Below are 19,284 nucleotides of genomic sequence, written 5' to 3'. Positions count from 1 at the left end.
TTTGGGGGGTGCGGGGCGGCCTGTGGTGCGGATTTCGGCTGGGGATTTTCTGCGGCCGCGGTCGTTGCGGTTGGAGCATGGCCGGGAGGATCCGGATGTCTTTTATGCCGAGTGGCTGGATCTCAAGGGGCTGCGGCGTGAGGTTTTCGATCCGCTGGGTCCTGGTGGCTCTGGGCGGGTGCTGCCCACGCTGTGGGATGCCGGGCGGGATCGGGCCAGTCGTGCCGGGTACGTTGAGTTGCCTTTGGGTGGGGTGCTGATCGTCGAGGGTGCGTTCCTGATGGGGGTCGGGCTGCCGTTCGATGTGGAGGTGCATCTGTGGCTCTCGCCCGGCGCGTTGAAGCGGCGTACGCCTGAGGATCTGGCGTGGACGCTGCCTGCCTACGCGCGCTATGACGCCGAGGCCGATCCATCGCGTGCCGCCTCCCTGACGGCGCGCATGGACGATCCTCGGCATCCAGCACTGCTGTACTTCTAGGCAAGTGTTCTTGCAGGCGAGTGTTGCCGCGAGCGTTCTTGTGGCTCTAGTCGGGTTCTCCCGGCCGGTTGGTCGAACTGTTCGCACTCTTCCAACCCGGCCGGGCGAACCCTGCTAGCCGGACGTCACTCCGGAGGCGCCGGTGGTGCCGGCGGTGCCGTTGGCGGTGTTGGCGGCGTAGGAGGTTCCGGCGGAGGCGGTGGACTGGCTTGCGCCGCCATCGTCTGCGCCTGCTCCTGTGCCTGCTCCCCGCGCAACACACCGAGCCGGGCCCGGTACTCGTTCTCGTCGATCTGCCCGTGGGCGAAGCGTTCGGCCAGGATCTGCTCGGCCGGGACCGTCCCCGCCCCGCCCGAGCGCCACGGCGGGCCGCCGTGGACCTGCGTCGCGCGCTGTGCCGTCACCGGTCCGCGGTGCGTGAAGCTGCGCACCAGCCACAAGACCGCAGTGATGACCAGCGCCCAGAGCGCGACCATGAACAACACCCAGAGCAGCCAACCGCCCCAGCCGAGGCCCTCGTGAACATGGCGTCCGGAACCGTACCAAGGTCCGGGATACATGGGCCTCCACCTCCTTCGGATTTCCGTTTGCGCACTGTGTCCCACTACTGAATGTGCGCCCGGATCCTAAGACCGTGCTTAGAGGGGCTTAGGAATAGCGACCCCTGTTTCCGCAGCCCAGCGGCGTGCGTGGGCGATGCGTTCGGGGATCGGGGGGTGGGTGTAGCGGGTCAGGACTTCCCAGCGGCTGGGGTTCAGGTCGGCGATGTTCTGGACCGCGAGGGCTCGTTCCATGCGCACGATGGTGTCCGGCTCGCGGTACAGGTCGAGGGCGTAGCCGTCCGCGCGGCCTTCGATGTAGCGGCTGAAGGCCAGTCCCCATGGCTCCCCGACCAGGCCGATCACCACCAGTACGGCCCGTAGCAGGACCTGCGAGCGCGGGTCGGCGGCGTGGTGGACGCCGGCCGCGTCCAGCAGTGGCGACCAGTGCAGGGCCGCTGCCAGGACCAGGACGCCGAGCGCCGCTCCGACCGCGCCGAAGACGGTGCCGACCAGTACGTCGCGGCGCGCCGCGTGGCCGAGTTCGTGGGCGGCGATCGCGGTGACCTCGTCGGTGTCCAGGCTGTCGGTGGTGGTGTCCCACACGACCAGCCGGCGGGTCTTGCCGAAGCCGGAGACGTAGGCGTTGGCGGCGGTGGTGCGCCGGGAACTGTCGCTGACCAGGATGTCCTTGACCGGCACCCCCGACTGCTCGACCAGCGCCATCAACCGCTCCCGCAACGGGCCCTCGGGCAGCGGCTTGAACTTGTTGAACAGCGGCTCGATCAGGACCGGCATCACGAACGACCCCAGCACCGCCAGCGCCGCGGCCGCCAGTGCCGCCCAGGCCCACCAGGCCCCGCCGCCGTCGCGCAGCAACGCGTAGAAGCCGCCGACCGCCGCCGCGGTGAGCACCGTGCCGATGCCGAAGCCCTTCGCGGTGTCGGCGGCGAACAGGCCCCAGCCGCGTTTGGACAGCCCCCAGCGGCGGCTGATGGTCTCGCCCCACATGCTCAGCGGCATCCGGAGCACCAGCCCGAGCATCGACAGCGCGACGCTGCCCAGCAGCGCGGTGGCGACCCACCCGCCGCCGCCGACGTCGCCGGCCGCCTCGACCAGCCCGGCACCGGCCGGGGTCAGGCCCAGGACCAGCGGCACCGCGAGGCCGAGGAGGGTCGAGGCGAGGCGGAGCGGGCGCACGTCGCGCTTGTAGGCGCGGGCGCGCTCGATCTGCTCGGGGGTGAAGTCCTGGGCTGCCGCGTAGTCCACGTGTCCAGTCTGCCCCGCGCCGGTGCCTTGAGCGCATGTCCGACGCTCCGGACACGGAGGCCGCGGCCGCCGGAGTCGCCCGCTCATCATCCTTCGCGCGGATGAGCCCCATCAACCTGCCGGATGACAGGGCTCGAAGATCCCCTTCTGTGGGCTGATTCGGTCGCCCCCGCCCCCGCCATAGCGTCGTGGCCATGGCAATTCATCGTCGTATCAGCATCGCCGCAGTCCTCGCGCTCGCCGCGTCGGTCGCCACGACCGGCGCCGCGTTCGCCACCACCACGCCGCTGCCCGGCGGCTCGGGCTCGGCTGTCGTCGCGCCGGTCACCGCCGGGCAGTTGGCCGCCGCCGTCAAGCCGGCCGCCACGTTCCAGGGCGCGCTGCCCGCGCCGACCGGGCGCTTCGCCGCCGGTGAGGACGTCATCCACCTCACCGACTGGGACCGGCCCGATCCGTGGGTGCCGTCGGCGGGTCCCCGGCAGCTCACGGTGTCCATGTTCTATCCGGCGGTCGCCGGGACCGGGACCCCGGCCCCCTACATGACGCTCGCCGAGGCGGCCGGCTTCATCGAGTACCGGACCCCGGCGGGCTCCGGCATCACGGCTCAAGAGCTTTCCACCGTCACGACCCACGCCTACGACAACGCGCAGGCGGTGCACGGCAAGTACCCGCTCGTCGTGCTCTCCCCCGGCTTCGAGAACCCGCGCAACACGCTCACCTCGCTGGCGACCGAGTTGGCCAGCCACGGCTACGTCGTGGCGCTGGTCGGCCACACCTACGAGGACAGCGGCGAGACGCTGGCGAACGGCCAGACCCCGCCGTGCGCGATCTGCCAGGACGGCCCCACCGCGCCCGACCCGGACACCATCACCGCCAGCCGCGCGCTGGACGTGTCCTTCGTCCTGGACCAGCTGACCCACGGCGACCGCGCGTGGCACCTGTCCGGGCTGATCGACAAGCACAGCATCGGCATGGCCGGGCACTCGATCGGCGGGGCGGCCACCGTGGACACGATGATCGGCGACCAGCGGGTGCGCTCGGCCGTGAACCTGGACGGCACCTTCTTCCCGGTTCCGGCGCCCGGCCAGATCACCCGGCCCTACCTGATGATGAGCCACCAGGTCGGCGACCCCACCTGGACCCAGGCCTACGCGAACCTCGGCGGCTACAAGCGCTACCTGGACGTCAGCGGCGCCAACCACGCCACGTTCACCGACATCCCGATACTCGCCCAGGAAGCCGGCATCCCCGAACCGGCCGGCATCGACCCGGTGCGCGGCACGGTGATCACCCGGGAGTACGTGACGGCTTTCTTCGACCAGACACTGAAGGGAATTCACGAGCCCCTGCTCGACGGCCCCACACCGAACAACCCCGAGGTTCTGTTCCAGTACTAGGCTCTCCCGCAAGACGGGATACGGGGCCCGCGCCTGGGCCGGACCGGTTGGGGAGTTTGTATGAGTGACAACCGTGAAAGCCGCGCGGACGGTGACAAACGACAGCGCATGCGGGTGTCGGACTCGGAGCGGCAGGCCGTCGTCGAGATCCTGAAGACGGCGATGGACGACGGCCGGCTGAAGATGGACGAGTACGTCGAGCGCATGGAGAAGGCGTACGAGGCCGTCACCATCGGTGATCTGGAGTTGCTGCACGACGACCTGCCGACGAGCGCCCCGGCGCCCGCGCAGGTCGCTCCGGTCGGGATCCCGGGTCCGGTTCCGGGGGCGGCCCCGGTGCCGCCTCCGCCGCCCGTCGCGCCGTCGGCGCCGGCGGCGCAGCCGGTCTACCTCGTGCCCACGCCGCCCGCGGTCCCGCCGACCCCGCATCCCGGCGTCCGCGGCGCGTTCGTCGACCTCCCCGGTGGGCTGAAGGTGCTGTGGACCATCCTGTTCGCCGCGGTGTCCATCAACATCGTGATCTGGGTGCTGGTCGGCGTCACCACGGTGTCGTTCCCGTACCCGTGGCCGCTGTGGGTGGCCGGTCCGGCCGGGGCGGCGCTGTTCGGCATCTCGGCCCCGGTGTTGCAGTCGCGGCGGGCGAAGTGGGAGAAGCAGCGGCGGCAGCTGCCGCCGAGCTGAGGCGTTCACCGCAATAGAGATCAGAAACAGAGACCACAAACGGAGTCACGAACGGAGATCACGAGGCGAGCCGAGGCGGACCGCGGGATGAGACGGATCAGTGATGAATCCGGCCCACGGTCCGCCGCAATGGTTCCCCGCTCCCCCGGCGTCGCGCCGAGACCAGCTCTGCCGCGATCGACACGGCGGTCTCCGCGGACGTCGAAGCGCCGAGGTCCAGGCCGATCGGTGCGGACAGCCGCGTGAGTTCGTGCTCTGTGATCCCGGCCTCGCGCAGCCGCTGCTCGCGGTCCTCGCACGTCCGCCGCGAGCCCATCGCGCCGACGTAGACGGCCGCCGACCGCAGCGCGATCGCGAGCGCGGGCACGTCGAACTTCGCGTCGTGGGTCAGCACGCAGATCGCCGTGCGCTCGTCGATCGACGTCGCCGCCAGGTACCGGTGCGGCCAGGCGACCACCACGTCGTGGGCGTCGGGGAAACGTGCGGCCGTGGCGAACACCGGCCGGGCGTCGCAGACCGTCACCCGGTAGCCGAGGAAGCGTCCGATGCTCGCTAATGACGCCGCGTAGTCCAGGGCGCCGAGGATGATCAGACGGGGCGGCGCGGCCAGCACGTTGAAGAACACCGTCACGACGTCGGGCGCGTCCCAGTCGCCGGCCGACGGCTCGGGGCAGCCGTCCAATCGATAGCGACGCAGCGCCGACTCCCCCACGTCGACCAGCGCGTCGGCGTCCCGGGCGACGGCATCGGCGAGCGCCGCGTATCCGTTGGCCCGCAACACGTCGCCGCGGTGCCACCCCACCAACCCCGGCGGCCCGGCGATCACCGTCACCACCGCCGCGCCGCTGCCGCTTTCCACTGCTTCGTGGACACGGTCCAGGTTCGCGGTTCCGGACCGGCCCGGTTCGATGACGACCGACAGCGTGCCGCCGCAGGTCAGGCCGACCGCTTCGGCGTCCGTCAGGCCATAGGTGTGCAGCCGGGGCCGGCCGTCGGCCAGTACCCGCGCCGCCTCCTCGATCACGGCGGCCTCGACACAGCCCCCTGACACACTGCCGATCACCTCGCCCGGCACGCCGCCGACCATCCGCACCGCCATCGCCGCGCCGAGTTCGCGCGGCCCGCCGCCGGCGGTGGCCACGACCGTGGCCAGGACGAACGGCTCGCCGGCGGCGCGCCAGGCGAGCAGGGTGGGCAGCAGTTCACGCACCCGGGCCCACATCCACGATCGCGGCCACCGGGCCTCCGCCGTCAGGGCCCTGATGCGCGGCCGAGACCGAGACGAAGACCGCCGGGTCGCCGGTGACCGAGGCCGCGACGCCGCCGACGCAGGCCTTGATCTGGCGGTGCCAGTGCACGTCGGAGTCGTCGAGCATGGCGTTGCGGCGGCCGCGGACCAGGCCGTCGGTGCTCGCCTCGCACTTGAGGAAGACGTTGACCAGCTTGCCGTCCAGGTCCTCGGAGTGCGGCCGCTCGGGCAGGTCCAGGCCGGCGGCGCGGATCGCCTCCCAGATGCCGCCGGCGTCCAGCGCGTCCGTCATCACCGAGTGGCCGATGCGGTAGCGGCCGCCGACGCCGGTGGCGTTGCCGACCACGACGACCTGCGCCCGGTCCAGTTCCACGCCCGAGGAGCAGGAGGCCACCGACGAATACAGTGCCCTGTCATGCAGCACCGCCTCGTCGGCCGGCATCGCGATCTCGCCGAGCGCCACCGCGATGCCCAGGGCGGTGCAGCCGTTGGACAGGTCCATCGACTCGTGGGTCTGTTCGGTCCACACCGACTCGCCGCGCTCCTTGGCCTCGCGGATGGTCTGGATGGTCAGCAGCGGGGTCTTGGTCTGGACGTAGTGCACGTCCGCCGGATCGTCGATGCCGGCCCGCTTCATCGCCTCGTGCACGGCGTCGGCCACCTTGGTGATCATCGCCGAGCGGCCGATCTCCTCGGGCAGCAGCGGCTCGCTCATCGCGAAGCCGACGGTCAGGCGCGGCTCGTCGCAGGGTTCGGCGTCGGTCGTCGCGAAGACGGTCGCGTGCGGCGACAACACGCCGTCGGTCCCGCCGGACCACACGATCGGCACCTGCGCGACCTCCTCCGCGCTGCGCGTCCCGAGCCGCACCAGCGTCTCGCGGAACGCGCGGTCGGCGATGATGCGCGTGTAGTCGTTGACGCCGCCGTTCCCCTCGGTCTTGCCGACGACCGCCACCACCCGGTCGGCCGCCACCGCTCCGGCGGTGATCAGCTCGGCCAGTCCCGACGCGTCACTGACATGCCGCAACGGCACCTTCCGGACTTCGATCGCCTCAGGCACTAGTCACTCCTCTTCCACTTCGGTTCCGGCTTTTCCAAGAACGGCCTCGCGAATACTTCCCAGCGCGGTGACGACGGCCCGCTGCCCGCCGCCCTCCACGAACCGGCACGCCGCCTCGGCCTTCGGCGCCATGCTGCCGCCGCCGAACTCGCCGGCCGCGAGGTACGCGCGGAGGTCGGCGACGGCGAGGCGATGCAGAGCCCTGGCATCGGCGGTGCCGAAGCGGAGGTACATGTGGTCCACGTCGGTGGCGATGACGAGTTGGTCGGCGGCCACGGCGCGGGCCAGCAGGACGGCCGAGAGGTCTTTGTCGATGACGGCTTCGACGCCTTGCAGCAGGTTGGTGGGCAGGTCGCGGATCATCGGAATGCCGCCGCCCCCGCAGGCGACGACGACGTAGCCGGCGTCCAGGAGCGCTGTCGCGGCCGGGGCGTCGAGGACGTCGAGCGGTTCGGGCGAGGCGACCACCCGGCGCCAGCCGCGGTCGCCGCGGTCCTCCCAGGTCTGGCCGTGGGCGATCATCGCGGCGGCCTGCTCCTTCGGGAGGTAGCGGCCGATGGGCTTGGTGGGGTGGGTGAAGCCGGGGTCGTCCGCGTCGACGAGGGTGCGGGTGACGATGGCCGCGACCGGCTTGGCGATGGCGCGTGCGGCCAGCGCCCGCTCCAGTGCGCTGACGATGACGAAGCCGAGGGTGCCCTGCGTCTGGGCGCCGCACCAATCCAGTCCCACCGGCGGCACCACATGAGCGGCGAGCTCGTTCTTCACCAGGAGGTTGCCGACCTGTGGGCCGTTGCCGTGGGTCAGCACCACCTCGACGCCGGCCTCGACCAGGTCGGCGACGGCTTCCATCGCGACGGCGACCGCGGCGACCTGGTCCTCGGGGCGGGCGCGGCCGTCGGGGGCGGTCATGGCGTTGCCGCCGAGCGCGATCAGGGTTCGCATGTCAGCGCCAGTCGCAGTCGGCTGAGGTAGCGCCGCCGGACAGACGTGCGTAGCCGGGGCCGCGGTCGAAGAACGGTTGGGGGCCGCGGGCCGCACGCATCTCGGCGCGCAGGGACTCGGTGGCTGCGAGATCCACCACGCGATCGTCCGTGAGTACGACCCCGTAGTCACTCAGAGCGCCGCCCGCCGAGATCTTGCCCCATCGCAGATCCCTGCTGATCTCATCCACCGGCCGCTCCAGCGGATCGCCCCACCCGCCGCCGCCGGTCGTCCGGATCCGGATGACCTCCCCGGCGCGCACCGGTTCGGCGTCGGCCAGTGCGTCGACCACCCGCTCCGCCGGTCCGCCCGGGTCGATCACCACCTCGAACGGGCGGCCGGCCCGGCCGCCCTTGACGCCCCAGCAGGCCAGGATCGAGCGGTCGGCGATGCTCATGAACTCCGCGTCCCGCAGCATCCTGATCTGCTTCTCGTAGCCGAGTCCGCCGCGGAAACGGCCCGGGCCGCCGGAGTCCACGGCCAGGCCCAGCTTCTCCACCCGGAACGGCCAGCGGGCCTCGGCGAACTCCACCGGGATGTTGCGCGAGTCCGGCACCACGTGGATCGTGTCCTCGCCGTCCGCGTAGTACCGGCCGCCGGAGCCGCCGCCGAGGACTTCGCGCATCAGATACGGCAGCCCCTCGGCGTCGGTGCCGTAGACGCCGGTGTAGCGGATGGTCTCCTGGTCGGCCGGCATGCGGCCGTCCACAGCCTTGGCCAGTGCGCCGGACAGGACGCCGAGCAGGCGCAGGATGACGAAGGTGCGCGCGTTGGTCGGGGCCGGGAAGACCGGGGTCAGCAGGGTGCCCGGCGGCGGGAAGCGCATCTCGATCAGCGGCACGACGCCCTCGTTGACGTCGAGTTCGGCCATGCGCTCGGGGCTGTCGGCGAGGTTGCGCAACACCGGTGCCAGCCACTTCTTCAGGAAGTTGCCGTCCGCGTAGTCGCCGCAGTGGTTGATCGGGCCCTTCGCCTGCGGCCCGGTGCCGGTGAAGTCGATGACCAGCCGGCCGCCGTCCTCGGGCAGCTTCGTCACCGTGATTCGTTGCCGGTGCAACGTCGGCGGGTCGACGCCGTCGTGCTCGGCGTAGTCCTCCCAGGTGTAGGAGCCGTCGGGGATCTTCGCCAGCACCTCGCGCCGGAAGGTCTGCGTGGTCAGGTCGATGATGGCGTCGAAGCACTCTTCGACGGCGCCGCGCCCGTAGCGGGCGAACACCTCGCCGAGCCGGCGCGCGCCCATCAGGCAGGCCGAGCACTCCGCATCCAGGTCGGCCGCCAACGAGTCCGGCATCCGGGAGTTGCGGGTCATGATCTTCAGCGCGGCCTCGTTCGGCACCCCGGCGTCCCACAACCGGATCGGCGGCACCATGAGGCCCTCTTCGAAGACGCTGCGCGCCCCGGACGGCATCGAGCCCGGGCACGCGCCGCCGATGTCGTCGTGGTGCCCGAAGGCCTGGACGAACGCGGCGACGGCGCCGTCGTGGAAGACCGGCACGGTGACGCACAGGTCCGGCAGGTGTCCGATGCCGCCCTCGGACAGGTAGACGTCGTTGTGGAAGAAGACGTCGCCGGGCCGCATCTCAGAGATCGGATAGTCCCGCACCACCGGATGGACCAGCGCCGAGTACGACCGGCCGGTGAGCTTGCGCAGCCGGGCGTCGTGGATGCCGACCCGGAAGTCGTGGGCGTCCCGGATCATCGGGGAGCGCGACGTGCGGGCGATCGCGGTCTCCACCTCGCGCTCGACGGAGGCCAGAGTGCCCTCGACGATCTCCAGCAACACCGGATTCAGCACGGCTGCTCCTTCTGGGTCAGCAGGAGGTTGCCCCATCGGTCCACGGTGCAGAGGAACCCGGGGTGCACCGGCACGGTCGAGCCGTACTCCTGGACGATCGCCGGGCCGTGGATCACGTCGTCGCGTCTGAGCATGCCGCGGTCGTAGATGGAAGCGTCGACCGGCTCGTCTGCGAACCACACCTTGCGGACCTCCACCGGGATCGGCCGTCCGCCGTCGGTGCGCGCCGGGGCCTGGGCGATCTGCGGCCGCCGGATCGGGCCGATGCCGGTGACCCGCAGGTTCACCCACTCCACGGCCTGCCGGTCGTCGCCAAGGAATGAGTACCCGTACATTGCTTGGTGGGCGTTGTGGAAGGCTTCGACGACCTCCCGCGCGGCGTCGGCTCCGAATTCGCCGTCGGGCACCGGGACCCGCACCTCATACGCCTGCCCGAAGTACCGCAAGTCGGCGCTGCGCTTGAACACCTGCTGCCCGGCGTCGAACCCCTCGGCGTGCAGGGCTTCGGCGGCGGATGCGCTTAGTACGTCGAACAGGGTTCTTACTCGCTCGACGTCGACACGGTCGTGGCGCCGGACATAGGTCTGGACGTAGTCGTTGCGGACATCGACCGTGAGCAGCCCGAACGCGGACACGTTCCCCGGATCCGGCGGTACCAGCACGCCGCGGACGCCGAGAATATCGACAAGCCGACAAGCCAACAGAGCGCCGGAGCCGCCGAACGCGGTCAGCTGGAAGTCCCGCACGTCCAGCCCGCGCTTCACCGTCACCTGTCGCAGGGCATTGGCTTGGTTCCACGCCGAGATCTCCAGGATCCCGGCGGCCACGGCCTGCTCGCTCATGCCGAGCTCGCCGCCGAGCCCGGCCAGCCCGGCGCGGGCCGCGTCCCGGTCCAGCGGCACCTCGCCGCCGAGCAGGCCGTCCGGGATGCGGCCCAGGACCAGGTGGGCGTCGGTGACGGTGACCTCGGTGCCGCCGCGGCCGTAGCAGACCGGGCCCGGGTCGGCGCCGGCCGAGCGCGGACCGACCTTGAGGTTGCCCTCGGGGCTCAGCCAGGCCACCGAACCGCCGCCGGCCCCGACCGTCACGACGTCGATCATCGGGATCTTCGACGGGTAGCCGCCGACGTCGCCCTCGGTGGTGACGGCCGGCTCGCCGTGCAGGACCACGGCCACGTCGGTCGAGGTGCCGCCGCCGTCCAGGGTGAGGATGCGGTGGAAGCCGGCGTGCGCGGAGATGAGGGCGGCGCCGAGGGCTCCGGCGGCCGGACCGGAGAGCACGGTGGTGACCGGTTGGCGGACGACTTCCTCGGCGGACAGGACGCCGCCGTTCGACTTCATGACGTAGAAGGGGACGCTACGGCCGTTGTCCTGTAAGGCATCCAGACGTTCGCGGATGCGGCCGACATAGCCGGCGACGGTCGGCTTCACGGCGGCGTCGACGAGCGTGGTCATGGAGCGCTCGTACTCGCGGTACTCGGGCAGGACGTCGGAGGATATCGACACGGCCGCCTCGGGGAACTCCGCTTCGAGGACTTCACGCATCGCTTGTTCGTGTTCTGCGTTGGCATAGGAGTGCAGGAAGGAGACGCCTACTGAGCGGACGCCGGCCGCCTTCAGATGGCGTGCGGCTTCCTTGGCGTCGGCCGTGCTGAACGGCCGGACTTCTCGGCCGTCGGCGTCGAACCGGCCGCCGACGCCGCGTACCAGGTCGGCCGGGACGATGCGCGGGGGCTTGACCCAGAAGTAGCTGTTGCCGTAGCCGTCCGGGACGGATTGGCGGGCGATCTCCAGGAGGTGTTCGAACCCCTCGGTGGTGACGAAGCCCAACCGGTCGACCTTGCCTTGCAGGAGCTGGTTGGTGGCGACGGTGGTGCCGTGGCTGACGACGGCGATGTCGTCGGGGGTCGCGTCCAGGAGGGTCAGGGCTTTGCGAACCGCCGCGATGAAGCCCCGCGACGGATCGGCGGGCGTCGAGGGCACCTTGCCGGCCGCCAGCCGGCCGGTCGTCTCCTCGATCGCCACGACGTCGGTGAACGTCCCGCCGGTGTCGATGCCGATCCGGATCATGCATCGCCCCCGAGCCCGCCGCCGAGTTTGAACGGGGTCCGCGCCTCGCCGATCAGGTCCTTCTGGTACTTCTCCAGCAGGGTGAGGTTGCGCTCGGCGAGGTGGTCGAAGCCCTGCGCGCGGTCCGAGCCCGGGGTCAGGGTCCGCATGGCGTCGGCGGGATCCAGCTGCGCGGCGACCCAGCCTTCGTGCGACGCGGCCCGGGCCACCACCTCGGCGATCGGCGTGACGATCAGCGAGTTGCCGAAGTAGTGCACTCCGGCCGGATCGGTGCCGGTGGCGTTGGCGCCGATGACGTAGACATGGTTGTCGTAGGCGCGGGCCCGGGTTGTCAGCTCCCAGATATCGGCGGAGCGCAGTAGCGCGGAGGGCCGGCAGATGATCTCAGCACCCTGCACCGCCTGGATGCGGAACAGCTCGGGGAAGTCGCCGTCGAAGCAGATGGCCATGCCGATGCGGCCGAGATCGGTGTCCACGACCGCGACGGAATCGCCGGGCGTGACCCACTGCGTCTCGCCGGGGAACAGGTGCGTCTTGCGATAGACGCCTCGGATCTCACCAGTCGGATCGATGAGCAGCGCGGAGTTGTAGACGACGCCGCGCTCCTCGCCGCGCTCGTAAGTGCAGTGCACGACGTGGACGCCGAGCCGGCGCGCGGCCTGCTGCACCGGCTCGGTGGTGGGGCCGGGGACGGGGCTCATCAGGTCCCAGAGTTCGGCGGCGGCGATACCCGGTGTGAAGCCGGTGGTGACGGCCTCGGGCAGGACGAGCAGTTCGGCGCCGGTGGCACTGACGCAACGCTCGATGAGCTCCACGGCCCGGTTGAGGTTCTCGGCGACGCTGTTGGCGGTGAGCGGGCCGGGGTGCGGGGCGAGTTGGAGGGCGGCTGCGGTCAGACGGCGCACGGGACACCTGCCGACCGACGAGCCCCACCGACGTGAAGCGCTCCAGTCTTGCGGCGCCGCGCGCCCGGCATCACGCCGCGGGCCCTCATCGGGGCCCCCGCCGACCGCTCAAGCGGCCCAGCACATAGCCCAGGACCACGCCGCTCAGCGCTGCCGCCGCGCCGGCGAGCCCGGCCGAGAGCGCCACTGCCGAGCTGGATGATCCGAGTTGGCCCGGTGGCGTGAGGATCGGGTAGGCGGTGACCGGTCCGTTAGTGGGGTGTACCGCGGAGGCCGGGACCAGCTCGGCCTGTTGCTCGCCGGCCGGCGCGGCCTCGCGGGTGAGCGCTCCGTCCATCCCGGCGAAGAACTGTCCGGCCAGCTTGCGGGCGACGCCACCGAGCATCCGCTGCCCGACGCCGCCGACCACCCCGCCGACCACCGCGTCCGCGTCGTACTCCACACGGGTGCGGGCGTCGGCCTCGTCGACCAGGAGCATGCGGCATTCGGCGGAGACCGTGCCGGGGGCGCCGGCCCCGGAGGCGCGCAGGGTGAAGGAGCGGGGCGCCGCTTGTTCGGCGAGTTCCACGCGCCCCTTGTACGTGCCCTTGATCGAGCCGACACCGACCGTGACCACCATGTCGTAGACGTCGGGTGCCACCAGTTCGAGGCGTTCGCAGCCGGGGATCGCGGCCGCGAGCATCCGTGGATCCGTCAGCGCTTCGTAGACCCGTCCCACGTCGGCCTTGAGAATCGCGTTACCGGAAACCTTCACGCGCTCACCTGTTCCTTCCGTGCCTGCCGTGCCTTCCGCAGTTCGTACAGCTCGCTCGGCGAGATCGGCATGCGCCGGACGGCCAGCCCCTCGGCGTCCTCGATCGCCGAGGCGACCACCGCCGACGTGGGGATGACCCCGGCCTCGCCCGCGCCCTTCAGGCCCAGGGGATTCAGCCCCGACGCCGTGACCATGTGCGCCGTCTGGATGTGCGGCACCTCGGTGGCGAACGGGATCAGGAAGTCCATGTAGGAGGCGTTCACCAGCTGCCCCGCGTCGTCGTAGACGATCCGCTCGTACAGCGCTCCGCCGATGCCCTGCGCGACGCCGCCGTGTACCTGGCCCTCGACGATGCGCGGGTTCACGACCACACCGCAGTCGTGCACCACGCAGTACCGCAGGATCCTGATGTCGGCGGTCTCCGGATCGGTCTCGACCACGACCCCGTGCGCGCCGGCCGCGTAGGTCGAGCGCTCCGGCATGTAGTAGCCGGTCGCCTCCAGTCCCGGCTCCTCGCCGGTAGCGGTGGCCGCCGCGAACTGGGTGGCCGCCTTGGTCTCCTCGTCGAAGGCGTACCGCAGCGGGTTGGACAGCACCGCGACCGTGCGCAGGTCGATCGCCGTCGCCGGATCGGCACGCCGGCGGACCCGGCCGTCGACGAGTTCCAGATCCTCCGGAGCGACCCCGTCGCCCAGCGCCGCCGCCGCGATCCGCTTCGCCTTCTCCGCGACCTTCGCGGCGGCGATAGCGACCGCGTTCCCGCTGGTCACGATCGCCCGCGAGGCGAAGGTCCCGACCGCGTACTTGAACCGCCGGGTGTCGCCGGTGATGACCGTGACGTCGCCGACCCCGACGCCCAGCACGTCGGCGGCGATCTGGGCGAGCGAGGTGTAGTGTCCCTGCCCCTGGGTGGTGAGCCCGGTGGAGACGACGACTTCGCCGGTCGTCTCCACCTTTACGTGGGCGCCCTCATACGGCCCCATACCCGTGCCCTCGACGTAGGCCCCGATCCCGATGCCGATCCGGCGCCCCTCGGCAGCGGCCGCGGCCCGCTCGGCCTCGAAACCGTCCCAGCCGACCAGGTCCCGGATCATCCGGAGCATCGTCGGGTAGTCGCCGGAGTCGTAAATCAGGGGCCGACCGTCCTGGAACACCAGGCCCTGGTCGTAGGGCATCTCCTCGGGCTGGATCAGGTTGGCCTCGCGCACCGCGAGCCGGTCCATCCCCAGATACTCGGCGATCGCGTCCATCGTCCGCTCCATCGCGAACACGCCCTGCGGCCGTCCCGCTCCCCGGTACGGGGTGACGATGACAGTGTTCGTGTACAGCGACGTGAACTCGACCCGGTACGCGCCGACCTTGTACGGCCCCAGCAACTGTGTGGACGTCACGATCGGCACGATGATCCCGTACGGCACGTACGCCCCGTTGTCGTGCCAGATCTCGACGCTCAGCCCGAGCAGCCGCCCGGCCTCGTCGAACCCGACCTCGACATGCTGCTGCTGTGCGCGTTCATGCGCGCTGGAGGTGAAGTGCTCGCGCCGGTCCTCGACCCACTTCACGTCCCGGCCGAGCGTCATCGCCGCCCACGGCACCAGGATCTCCTCGGGCCAGGGGTGCACGATCTTCACGCCGAACCCGCCGCCGACGTCGGGCGTGATCACCTCGACCCGGTCCGGCGGCAGTTCGAGCTTCGCCGCCACGGCCAGCCGCACGCTCGTCGAGGTCTGCGTCGAGGAGTGCACCCGCAGGGTTCTGTCATCGGCATCCCAGTGCGCCAGAACGCCTTTGCCCTCCATCGGCATCGAGGCGCTGCGCTCGATATGGAGGTCGAGGGCGAGGCGGTGCGGGGCGGACGCGATGGCCTCGTGCGCCTCGCCCTTGCCGTTGGTCTGCACACTGCGTGCCGCGACGTTCCCCGGCGCGTCCTCGTGGACCAGCCGTTCCCCGGCCCGCGCCTGGTCGATGCCCACCACCGGCGGCAGGTCTTCGTACGTCACCCGGATCCGCTCGGCGACGTCCTCGGCGAGGTAGCGGTCGGTCGCGACGACCATCACCACGGCCTCGCCGACGTGGTTCACCTCTCCGTTGGCCAGGCAGTAGGGCGTGCGCGGGTGGGTGAGATCGGGATGCGGGATCAGCAGCGGCAGCGGTTCGGCGATGCGGCCCGGCAGATCCTCGTGGGTGTAGATGGCGACCAGGCCCTCGACGTCCAGCGCCTCGTCCACGTCGATGCCGGTGATGCGGGCGTGCGCGACCGGGCTGCGGACGAAGGCCGCCGCGAGGGCGCCGCGGCCGAGGTCGTCGAGATAGCGGCCGTCGCCTCTCAGGAGCCTGGGATCCTCCTTGCGGACCAGCGGCTGCCCGACGAGCTTGTCATTCATCGGCGCTCTCCCGCTCGCGTTTCAGGTCCGCGGCCCGCAACACCGCTTTGACGATGTTCTGATAGCCGGTACAGCGGCACAGATTCCCCCCGATCGCCTCCCGCGCCTCCTCCTCGGTGGGTTTGGGATTCTCTTCGAGGTAGGCGGTGATGGTGGTGATGAATCCGGGGGTGCAGAAACCACACTGCAAGCCGTGGCAGTCTTGGAAGGCCTGCTGGACCGGGCCGAGTTCGCCGCCGGCTTCGCAGCATCCTTCGACGGTCGTCACGGCGTGGCCGTCGGCCGAGACCGCGAGGATGAGGCAGGAGCGGACCGGGACGCCGTCCAGGAGCAGCGTGCAGGCGCCGCAGACGCCGTGCTCGCAACCGAGGTGCGTGCCGGTCAGGCCGAGGTCCATGCGCAGGAAGTCGGCCAGCAGGCGGCGGGCCGGGACCTCGCCGCGCCGGGCGACGCCGTTGACCGTCACAGTGATCTGATGCACCTGCTCGGTCACGGTGCCACCGCCTCGTATGCCGCCTTCAGGGAGCGCGCGGTCAGGACGCGTGCCAGATGCCTGCGATACTCGGCGCTCGCGTGGATGTCGTCCTCGGGGTCGAGCTGGTCGGCCGCGTGTTCGGCGGCGGCGGAGAAGTCGGCGCCGGTGACGTCCACGACCGAGGGCACCGGCCCCATCCCGATGTACGCCGCCTTCGCGGAGGTCACGGCGCCGGTCTCGTCGACGCGGACTGAGGTTCCGACTCCGCACATCGCGTAGTCGCCGTTGCGCCGTGACAGTTCGCGCCAGTCGGTTCCCGTGCGGCCTTTGGGTCTCGGGAAGTAGGCCTCGATGGCCAGCTCGTCTTCTTCGCAGGCTGATTCCATCGGTCCGACGAAGAAGTCGGCCGCCTTGACGACGCGTTCCCCGGCCCGGTCCGAGCGCAGAAGCACTTCGCCGTCGAGGAGCAACAGTACGGCGGGCATCTCAGCACACGGATCCGCGTGCACGAGGCTGCCGACCGTCGTTCCGCGGTTGCGGATCGTCGGATGCGCGACGGACCGGACCGCCTGGCGTAAGAGCGGGACGGCTTCGAAGGCGTGGGTGGCGCGCTCGACGTCCGCGTGCCGGGCCAGCGCGCCGACCCGCACGCCCTCCAGATCCGTGCGGACGTAGGCGAGCTCGTCCAGCCGGTTCACGTCGATCAGCCGCGCGGGCGCCGTCAGCCGCATGTTCAGCATCGGCACCAGGCTCTGGCCGCCGGCCAGCACCTTCGCGTGGCCGCCGTGTTCGGCCAGCAACCGCACGGCCTCCTGGACCGTGTCCGGGCCGTGATAGACCACCGGCGGGGGCTTCATGACGGCATCCTCTTCTCGCCGAAAGGGTCGCGGCGACGTCGACTTGTGCCGAACGCCGCCGCGATCGCTGGCTGAACTTGCCCAAGGACCGACAGCGCTTCACTCCTGGACTGGTACCCCGCCGGCGCTCCCCGACTCTTCAGGCGCGTCGCCGGCACCCGCCTTCAGGTGCGCGGGGGCGATGATCCGGGCGGCGTGGTAGCAGACGATGGTCACGATCGTGCCGAGCGCGATCCCGGACAGCGAGAAGTTGTCGGTGAACTTCAAGCTGGTGTTGCCGATGCCGATGATGACGCCGGCAGCGATCGGGACCAGGTTCAGCGGGTTGCCGAAGTCGACCCGGTTCTCGGTCCAGATCTTCACGCCGAGCAGGCCGATCATGCCGTAGAGGACCACGGTGATGCCGCCGAGGACGCCGCCGGGGGTGGCCGCGACCAGCGCGCCGAACTTGGGTGAGAGGCCGAACAGGATCGCCACGAGCGCCGCGACGTAGTAGGCGGCCGTGGAGTAGACGCGGGTGGCGGCCATGACGCCGATGTTCTCGGCGTAGGTGGTGGTCGGCGAGCCACCGAAGGTGCTGGCCACGACCGTGCCGAAACCGTCGGCGGCGATCGCCCGGCCCATGTAGGGGTCGAGGTCGTCGCCGGTCATCTCGGCCACCGCCTTGACGTGCCCGGTGTTCTCGGCGACCAGCGCGATCACCGCCGGGAGGACGAGCAGGATGAAGGCCCACTTGAACTCCGGGAAGTGCCAGCCGGGGATCTGGTGCGTACCGATGCCGCTGGTCTTGCTCGGGAAGCCGATCCACTTGGCGGACTTCACGGCGTCGAAGTTCACGCGCCAGTGGGTGGTGTCGTGCCCGGCGCCGGCGTCGTAGGAGGTGATCTTGCCGAAGACCCGGTCCACGAGCCAGGACAGGACATAGCCGAACACCAGGGCCACGAAGATCGCTATCCGGCCGAGGAAGCCCCGGACCCCGACCATGATGCCGATCGCGACCAGCATGGTGATCAGCGCGACCCACTGGTCCTGCGGCCAGTAGGTGTCCGCCGCCACCGGTGCCAGGTTGAAGCCGATCAGCAACACCACGGCGCCGGTGACGACCGGGGGCAGGACGGCGTGGATGATCTGCGCGCCGAGGAAGTGGACCAGGAGCCCGACCACCAGCAGGACGCCGCCGGCGATCAGGATGGCGCCGGTGACGTGCTGGTCGTCGCCGCCCTGCGCGCGGATCGCGGCCACGCCGCCGACGAAGCTCGCCGAGGTGCCCAGGTAGGACGGGACCTTGTTCTTGACGATCAGCAGGAAGCAGATGGTGGCGATGCCGCTCATCATGATGGCCAGCTGTGGATTCAGGCCCATGACCAGGGGGAACACGAACGTGGCGCCGAACATCGCGACGACGTGCTGCGCGCCCAGGCCCACGGTGCGGGGCCAAGACAGGCGCTCGTCGGGGCGGACGACCGAGCCCGGTGGTGGAGTCCTGCCTTGGTATGCGACCCGCCAGCCGAATGTCATGGGGCGGACTGTAGTAATGGTGTGACGGGCGTCACAAGTACCGCCGGGTTACTGATTTCGCAGGTCGCGCCGTAACCGCGGGCTCGTCACACACCTCACATAGTGACAGCACATAGTCACAAGCCTCACAGAGTCACAAGCCTCATATAGTCACAGCCCTCGCATATGCAGGATGCGGAGCGCGACCGACAGATCCAGGCGGAGATCGGGGCGTTCCATGAACGGGCCCACGAGGCGTTCGATCTTGCCGATGCGGTAGCGCAGGGTGTTGTAGTGGAAGTGCAGACGGCGGGCGGCCTCGGCGACGTTCAGGTTGGTGTCGAGCAGGACTTCCAGGGTGGTGCGGAGGTCTTCGGCGTCGGGATCGCCGTCGGCGGCCAGGCCTTTGAGCGTCTGGCGGGCGAAGTCGCGCAGTTCGGCCGGGTCCGGGACCAGGGAGAGCAGGCGGTAGACGCCGAGCGCGTCGAAGTGGGCCACGGAGCCGGGGCCGTTCAGGCGGCGGCCCATGCGGACCGCGCGGCGGGCTTCCTCGTAGGCGGCGGGGAGGGCGGCCACGGTCGCGACGCGGCGGGAGACGCCGGTGGAGAAGGTGCGGCGGCCGCCGCCGCCGGTGCCGGAGACCTCGGCGATCAGGCTTTTGACCAGCGGGTCGGGGTCTTCGCCGGTCTTCAGGACGACGACGACTTCTTGGTTGAAGCCGGCCACCGGGTTGGTGCGGTCGCGGCCGGAGACGACGGTCTGCCAGGCGGCGGCGAAGCGCTCCCGGGCCGGGCGCAGGGCGTGTTGGGAGGCGGGGAGGACGGATTGGCCGGGGTCCAGTTCGGCGACCAGGACTACGAGGCTGCGGGGGGTGGGGGCGGCTGCGTGCTGGTC

General features: G+C 70.8%; 17 protein-coding genes. 3 read left to right on the top strand and 14 right to left on the bottom strand.

The genetic code is table 11. The annotated features are described in order from the left end of the window. A partial coding sequence (locus IZR01_RS37300) for a nucleoside/nucleotide kinase family protein (RefSeq protein WP_228561040.1) occupies positions 1-478 on the top strand: 478 nt, incomplete at its 5' end. Positions 479-603: 125 nt separating this feature from the next. Here the strand turns inward: IZR01_RS37300 and IZR01_RS37295 are convergent. Both IZR01_RS37295 and IZR01_RS37290 read right to left on the bottom strand, forming a co-directional pair. After that, positions 604-1,038: an SHOCT domain-containing protein gene (locus IZR01_RS37295; RefSeq protein WP_194926614.1), complete on the bottom strand. Its 435-nt coding sequence runs from the start codon at positions 1,036-1,038 to the stop codon at positions 604-606. Positions 1,039-1,116: 78 nt separating this feature from the next. After that, positions 1,117-2,286: a M48 family metallopeptidase gene (locus IZR01_RS37290; protein ID WP_323747214.1), complete on the bottom strand. Its 1,170-nt coding sequence runs from the start codon at positions 2,284-2,286 to the stop codon at positions 1,117-1,119. A 194-nt stretch (positions 2,287-2,480) separates the two neighbouring features. On the opposite strand from IZR01_RS37290, the gene IZR01_RS37285 reads away from it, so the two are divergent. Beyond that, positions 2,481-3,683, top strand: coding sequence for an alpha/beta hydrolase family protein (locus IZR01_RS37285; RefSeq protein WP_194926612.1), 1,203 nt, complete (start codon positions 2,481-2,483; stop codon positions 3,681-3,683). A 60-nt stretch (positions 3,684-3,743) separates the two neighbouring features. Next, positions 3,744-4,364 (top strand): DUF1707 SHOCT-like domain-containing protein, encoded by a 621-nt coding sequence (locus IZR01_RS37280; protein ID WP_194926611.1) that lies wholly within the window; start codon positions 3,744-3,746, stop codon positions 4,362-4,364. A gap of 97 nt (positions 4,365-4,461) precedes the next feature. On the opposite strand, the gene IZR01_RS37275 is transcribed toward IZR01_RS37280, so the two are convergent. From IZR01_RS37275 to IZR01_RS37220, 12 genes are all read right to left on the bottom strand, one after another. Then, complete coding sequence (locus IZR01_RS37275) at positions 4,462-5,574, bottom strand: XdhC family protein (protein WP_194926610.1); 1,113 nt, start codon at positions 5,572-5,574, stop codon at positions 4,462-4,464. Continuing rightward, a complete protein-coding gene (gene bar / locus IZR01_RS37270) occupies positions 5,567-6,673 on the bottom strand; it encodes a barbiturase (RefSeq protein WP_194926609.1) in 1,107 nt (368 codons plus the stop codon). The genes IZR01_RS37275 and bar overlap by 8 nt, the downstream gene beginning before the upstream one ends. A 3-nt stretch (positions 6,674-6,676) precedes the next feature. Further along, complete coding sequence (locus IZR01_RS37265; protein WP_194926608.1) at positions 6,677-7,615, bottom strand: carbamate kinase; 939 nt, start codon at positions 7,613-7,615, stop codon at positions 6,677-6,679. Between the two features lies 1 nt (position 7,616). Next, positions 7,617-9,485, bottom strand: a complete 1,869-nt coding sequence (locus IZR01_RS37260; RefSeq protein WP_194926607.1) for a hydantoinase B/oxoprolinase family protein — start codon at positions 9,483-9,485, stop codon at positions 7,617-7,619. Then, positions 9,443-11,518, bottom strand: a complete 2,076-nt coding sequence (locus IZR01_RS37255; RefSeq protein WP_194926606.1) for a hydantoinase/oxoprolinase family protein — start codon at positions 11,516-11,518, stop codon at positions 9,443-9,445. The genes IZR01_RS37260 and IZR01_RS37255 overlap by 43 nt, the downstream gene beginning before the upstream one ends. Further along, complete coding sequence (locus IZR01_RS37250) at positions 11,515-12,423, bottom strand: carbon-nitrogen hydrolase family protein (RefSeq protein WP_194926605.1); 909 nt, start codon at positions 12,421-12,423, stop codon at positions 11,515-11,517. The genes IZR01_RS37255 and IZR01_RS37250 overlap by 4 nt, the downstream gene beginning before the upstream one ends. 85 nt (positions 12,424-12,508) lie before the next feature. Further along, positions 12,509-13,177, bottom strand: a complete 669-nt coding sequence (locus IZR01_RS37245; protein ID WP_194926604.1) for an SRPBCC family protein — start codon at positions 13,175-13,177, stop codon at positions 12,509-12,511. Further along, positions 13,174-15,561 carry an aerobic carbon-monoxide dehydrogenase large subunit gene (gene cutA, locus IZR01_RS37240; protein ID WP_194926603.1) on the bottom strand — a complete coding sequence of 796 codons (2,388 nt, stop codon included), beginning with the start codon at positions 15,559-15,561 and terminating at the stop codon, positions 13,174-13,176. Before cutA ends, IZR01_RS37245 begins: the two co-directional genes overlap by 4 nt. Beyond that, positions 15,554-16,054 (bottom strand): (2Fe-2S)-binding protein, encoded by a 501-nt coding sequence (locus tag IZR01_RS37235; RefSeq protein WP_194926602.1) that lies wholly within the window; start codon positions 16,052-16,054, stop codon positions 15,554-15,556. Before IZR01_RS37235 ends, cutA begins: the two co-directional genes overlap by 8 nt. Further along, positions 16,051-16,893 carry an FAD binding domain-containing protein gene (locus IZR01_RS37230; RefSeq protein ID WP_194926601.1) on the bottom strand — a complete coding sequence of 281 codons (843 nt, stop codon included), beginning with the start codon at positions 16,891-16,893 and terminating at the stop codon, positions 16,051-16,053. The genes IZR01_RS37235 and IZR01_RS37230 overlap by 4 nt, the downstream gene beginning before the upstream one ends. Before the next feature lie 99 nt (positions 16,894-16,992). Beyond that, positions 16,993-18,411 carry a uracil-xanthine permease family protein gene (locus tag IZR01_RS37225; RefSeq protein ID WP_194926600.1) on the bottom strand — a complete coding sequence of 473 codons (1,419 nt, stop codon included), beginning with the start codon at positions 18,409-18,411 and terminating at the stop codon, positions 16,993-16,995. 150 nt (positions 18,412-18,561) lie between these two features. After that, a partial coding sequence (locus IZR01_RS37220) for a PucR family transcriptional regulator (RefSeq protein WP_194926599.1) occupies positions 18,562-19,284 on the bottom strand: 723 nt, incomplete at its 5' end.

It is taken from the genome of Catenulispora pinisilvae (assembly GCF_015356865.1).
Lineage (GTDB): Bacteria > Actinomycetota > Actinomycetes > Streptomycetales > Catenulisporaceae > Catenulispora > Catenulispora pinisilvae.
Note: the sequence above shows the minus strand (reverse complement) of the source record. Positions and strands in the feature narration are given on the sequence as shown.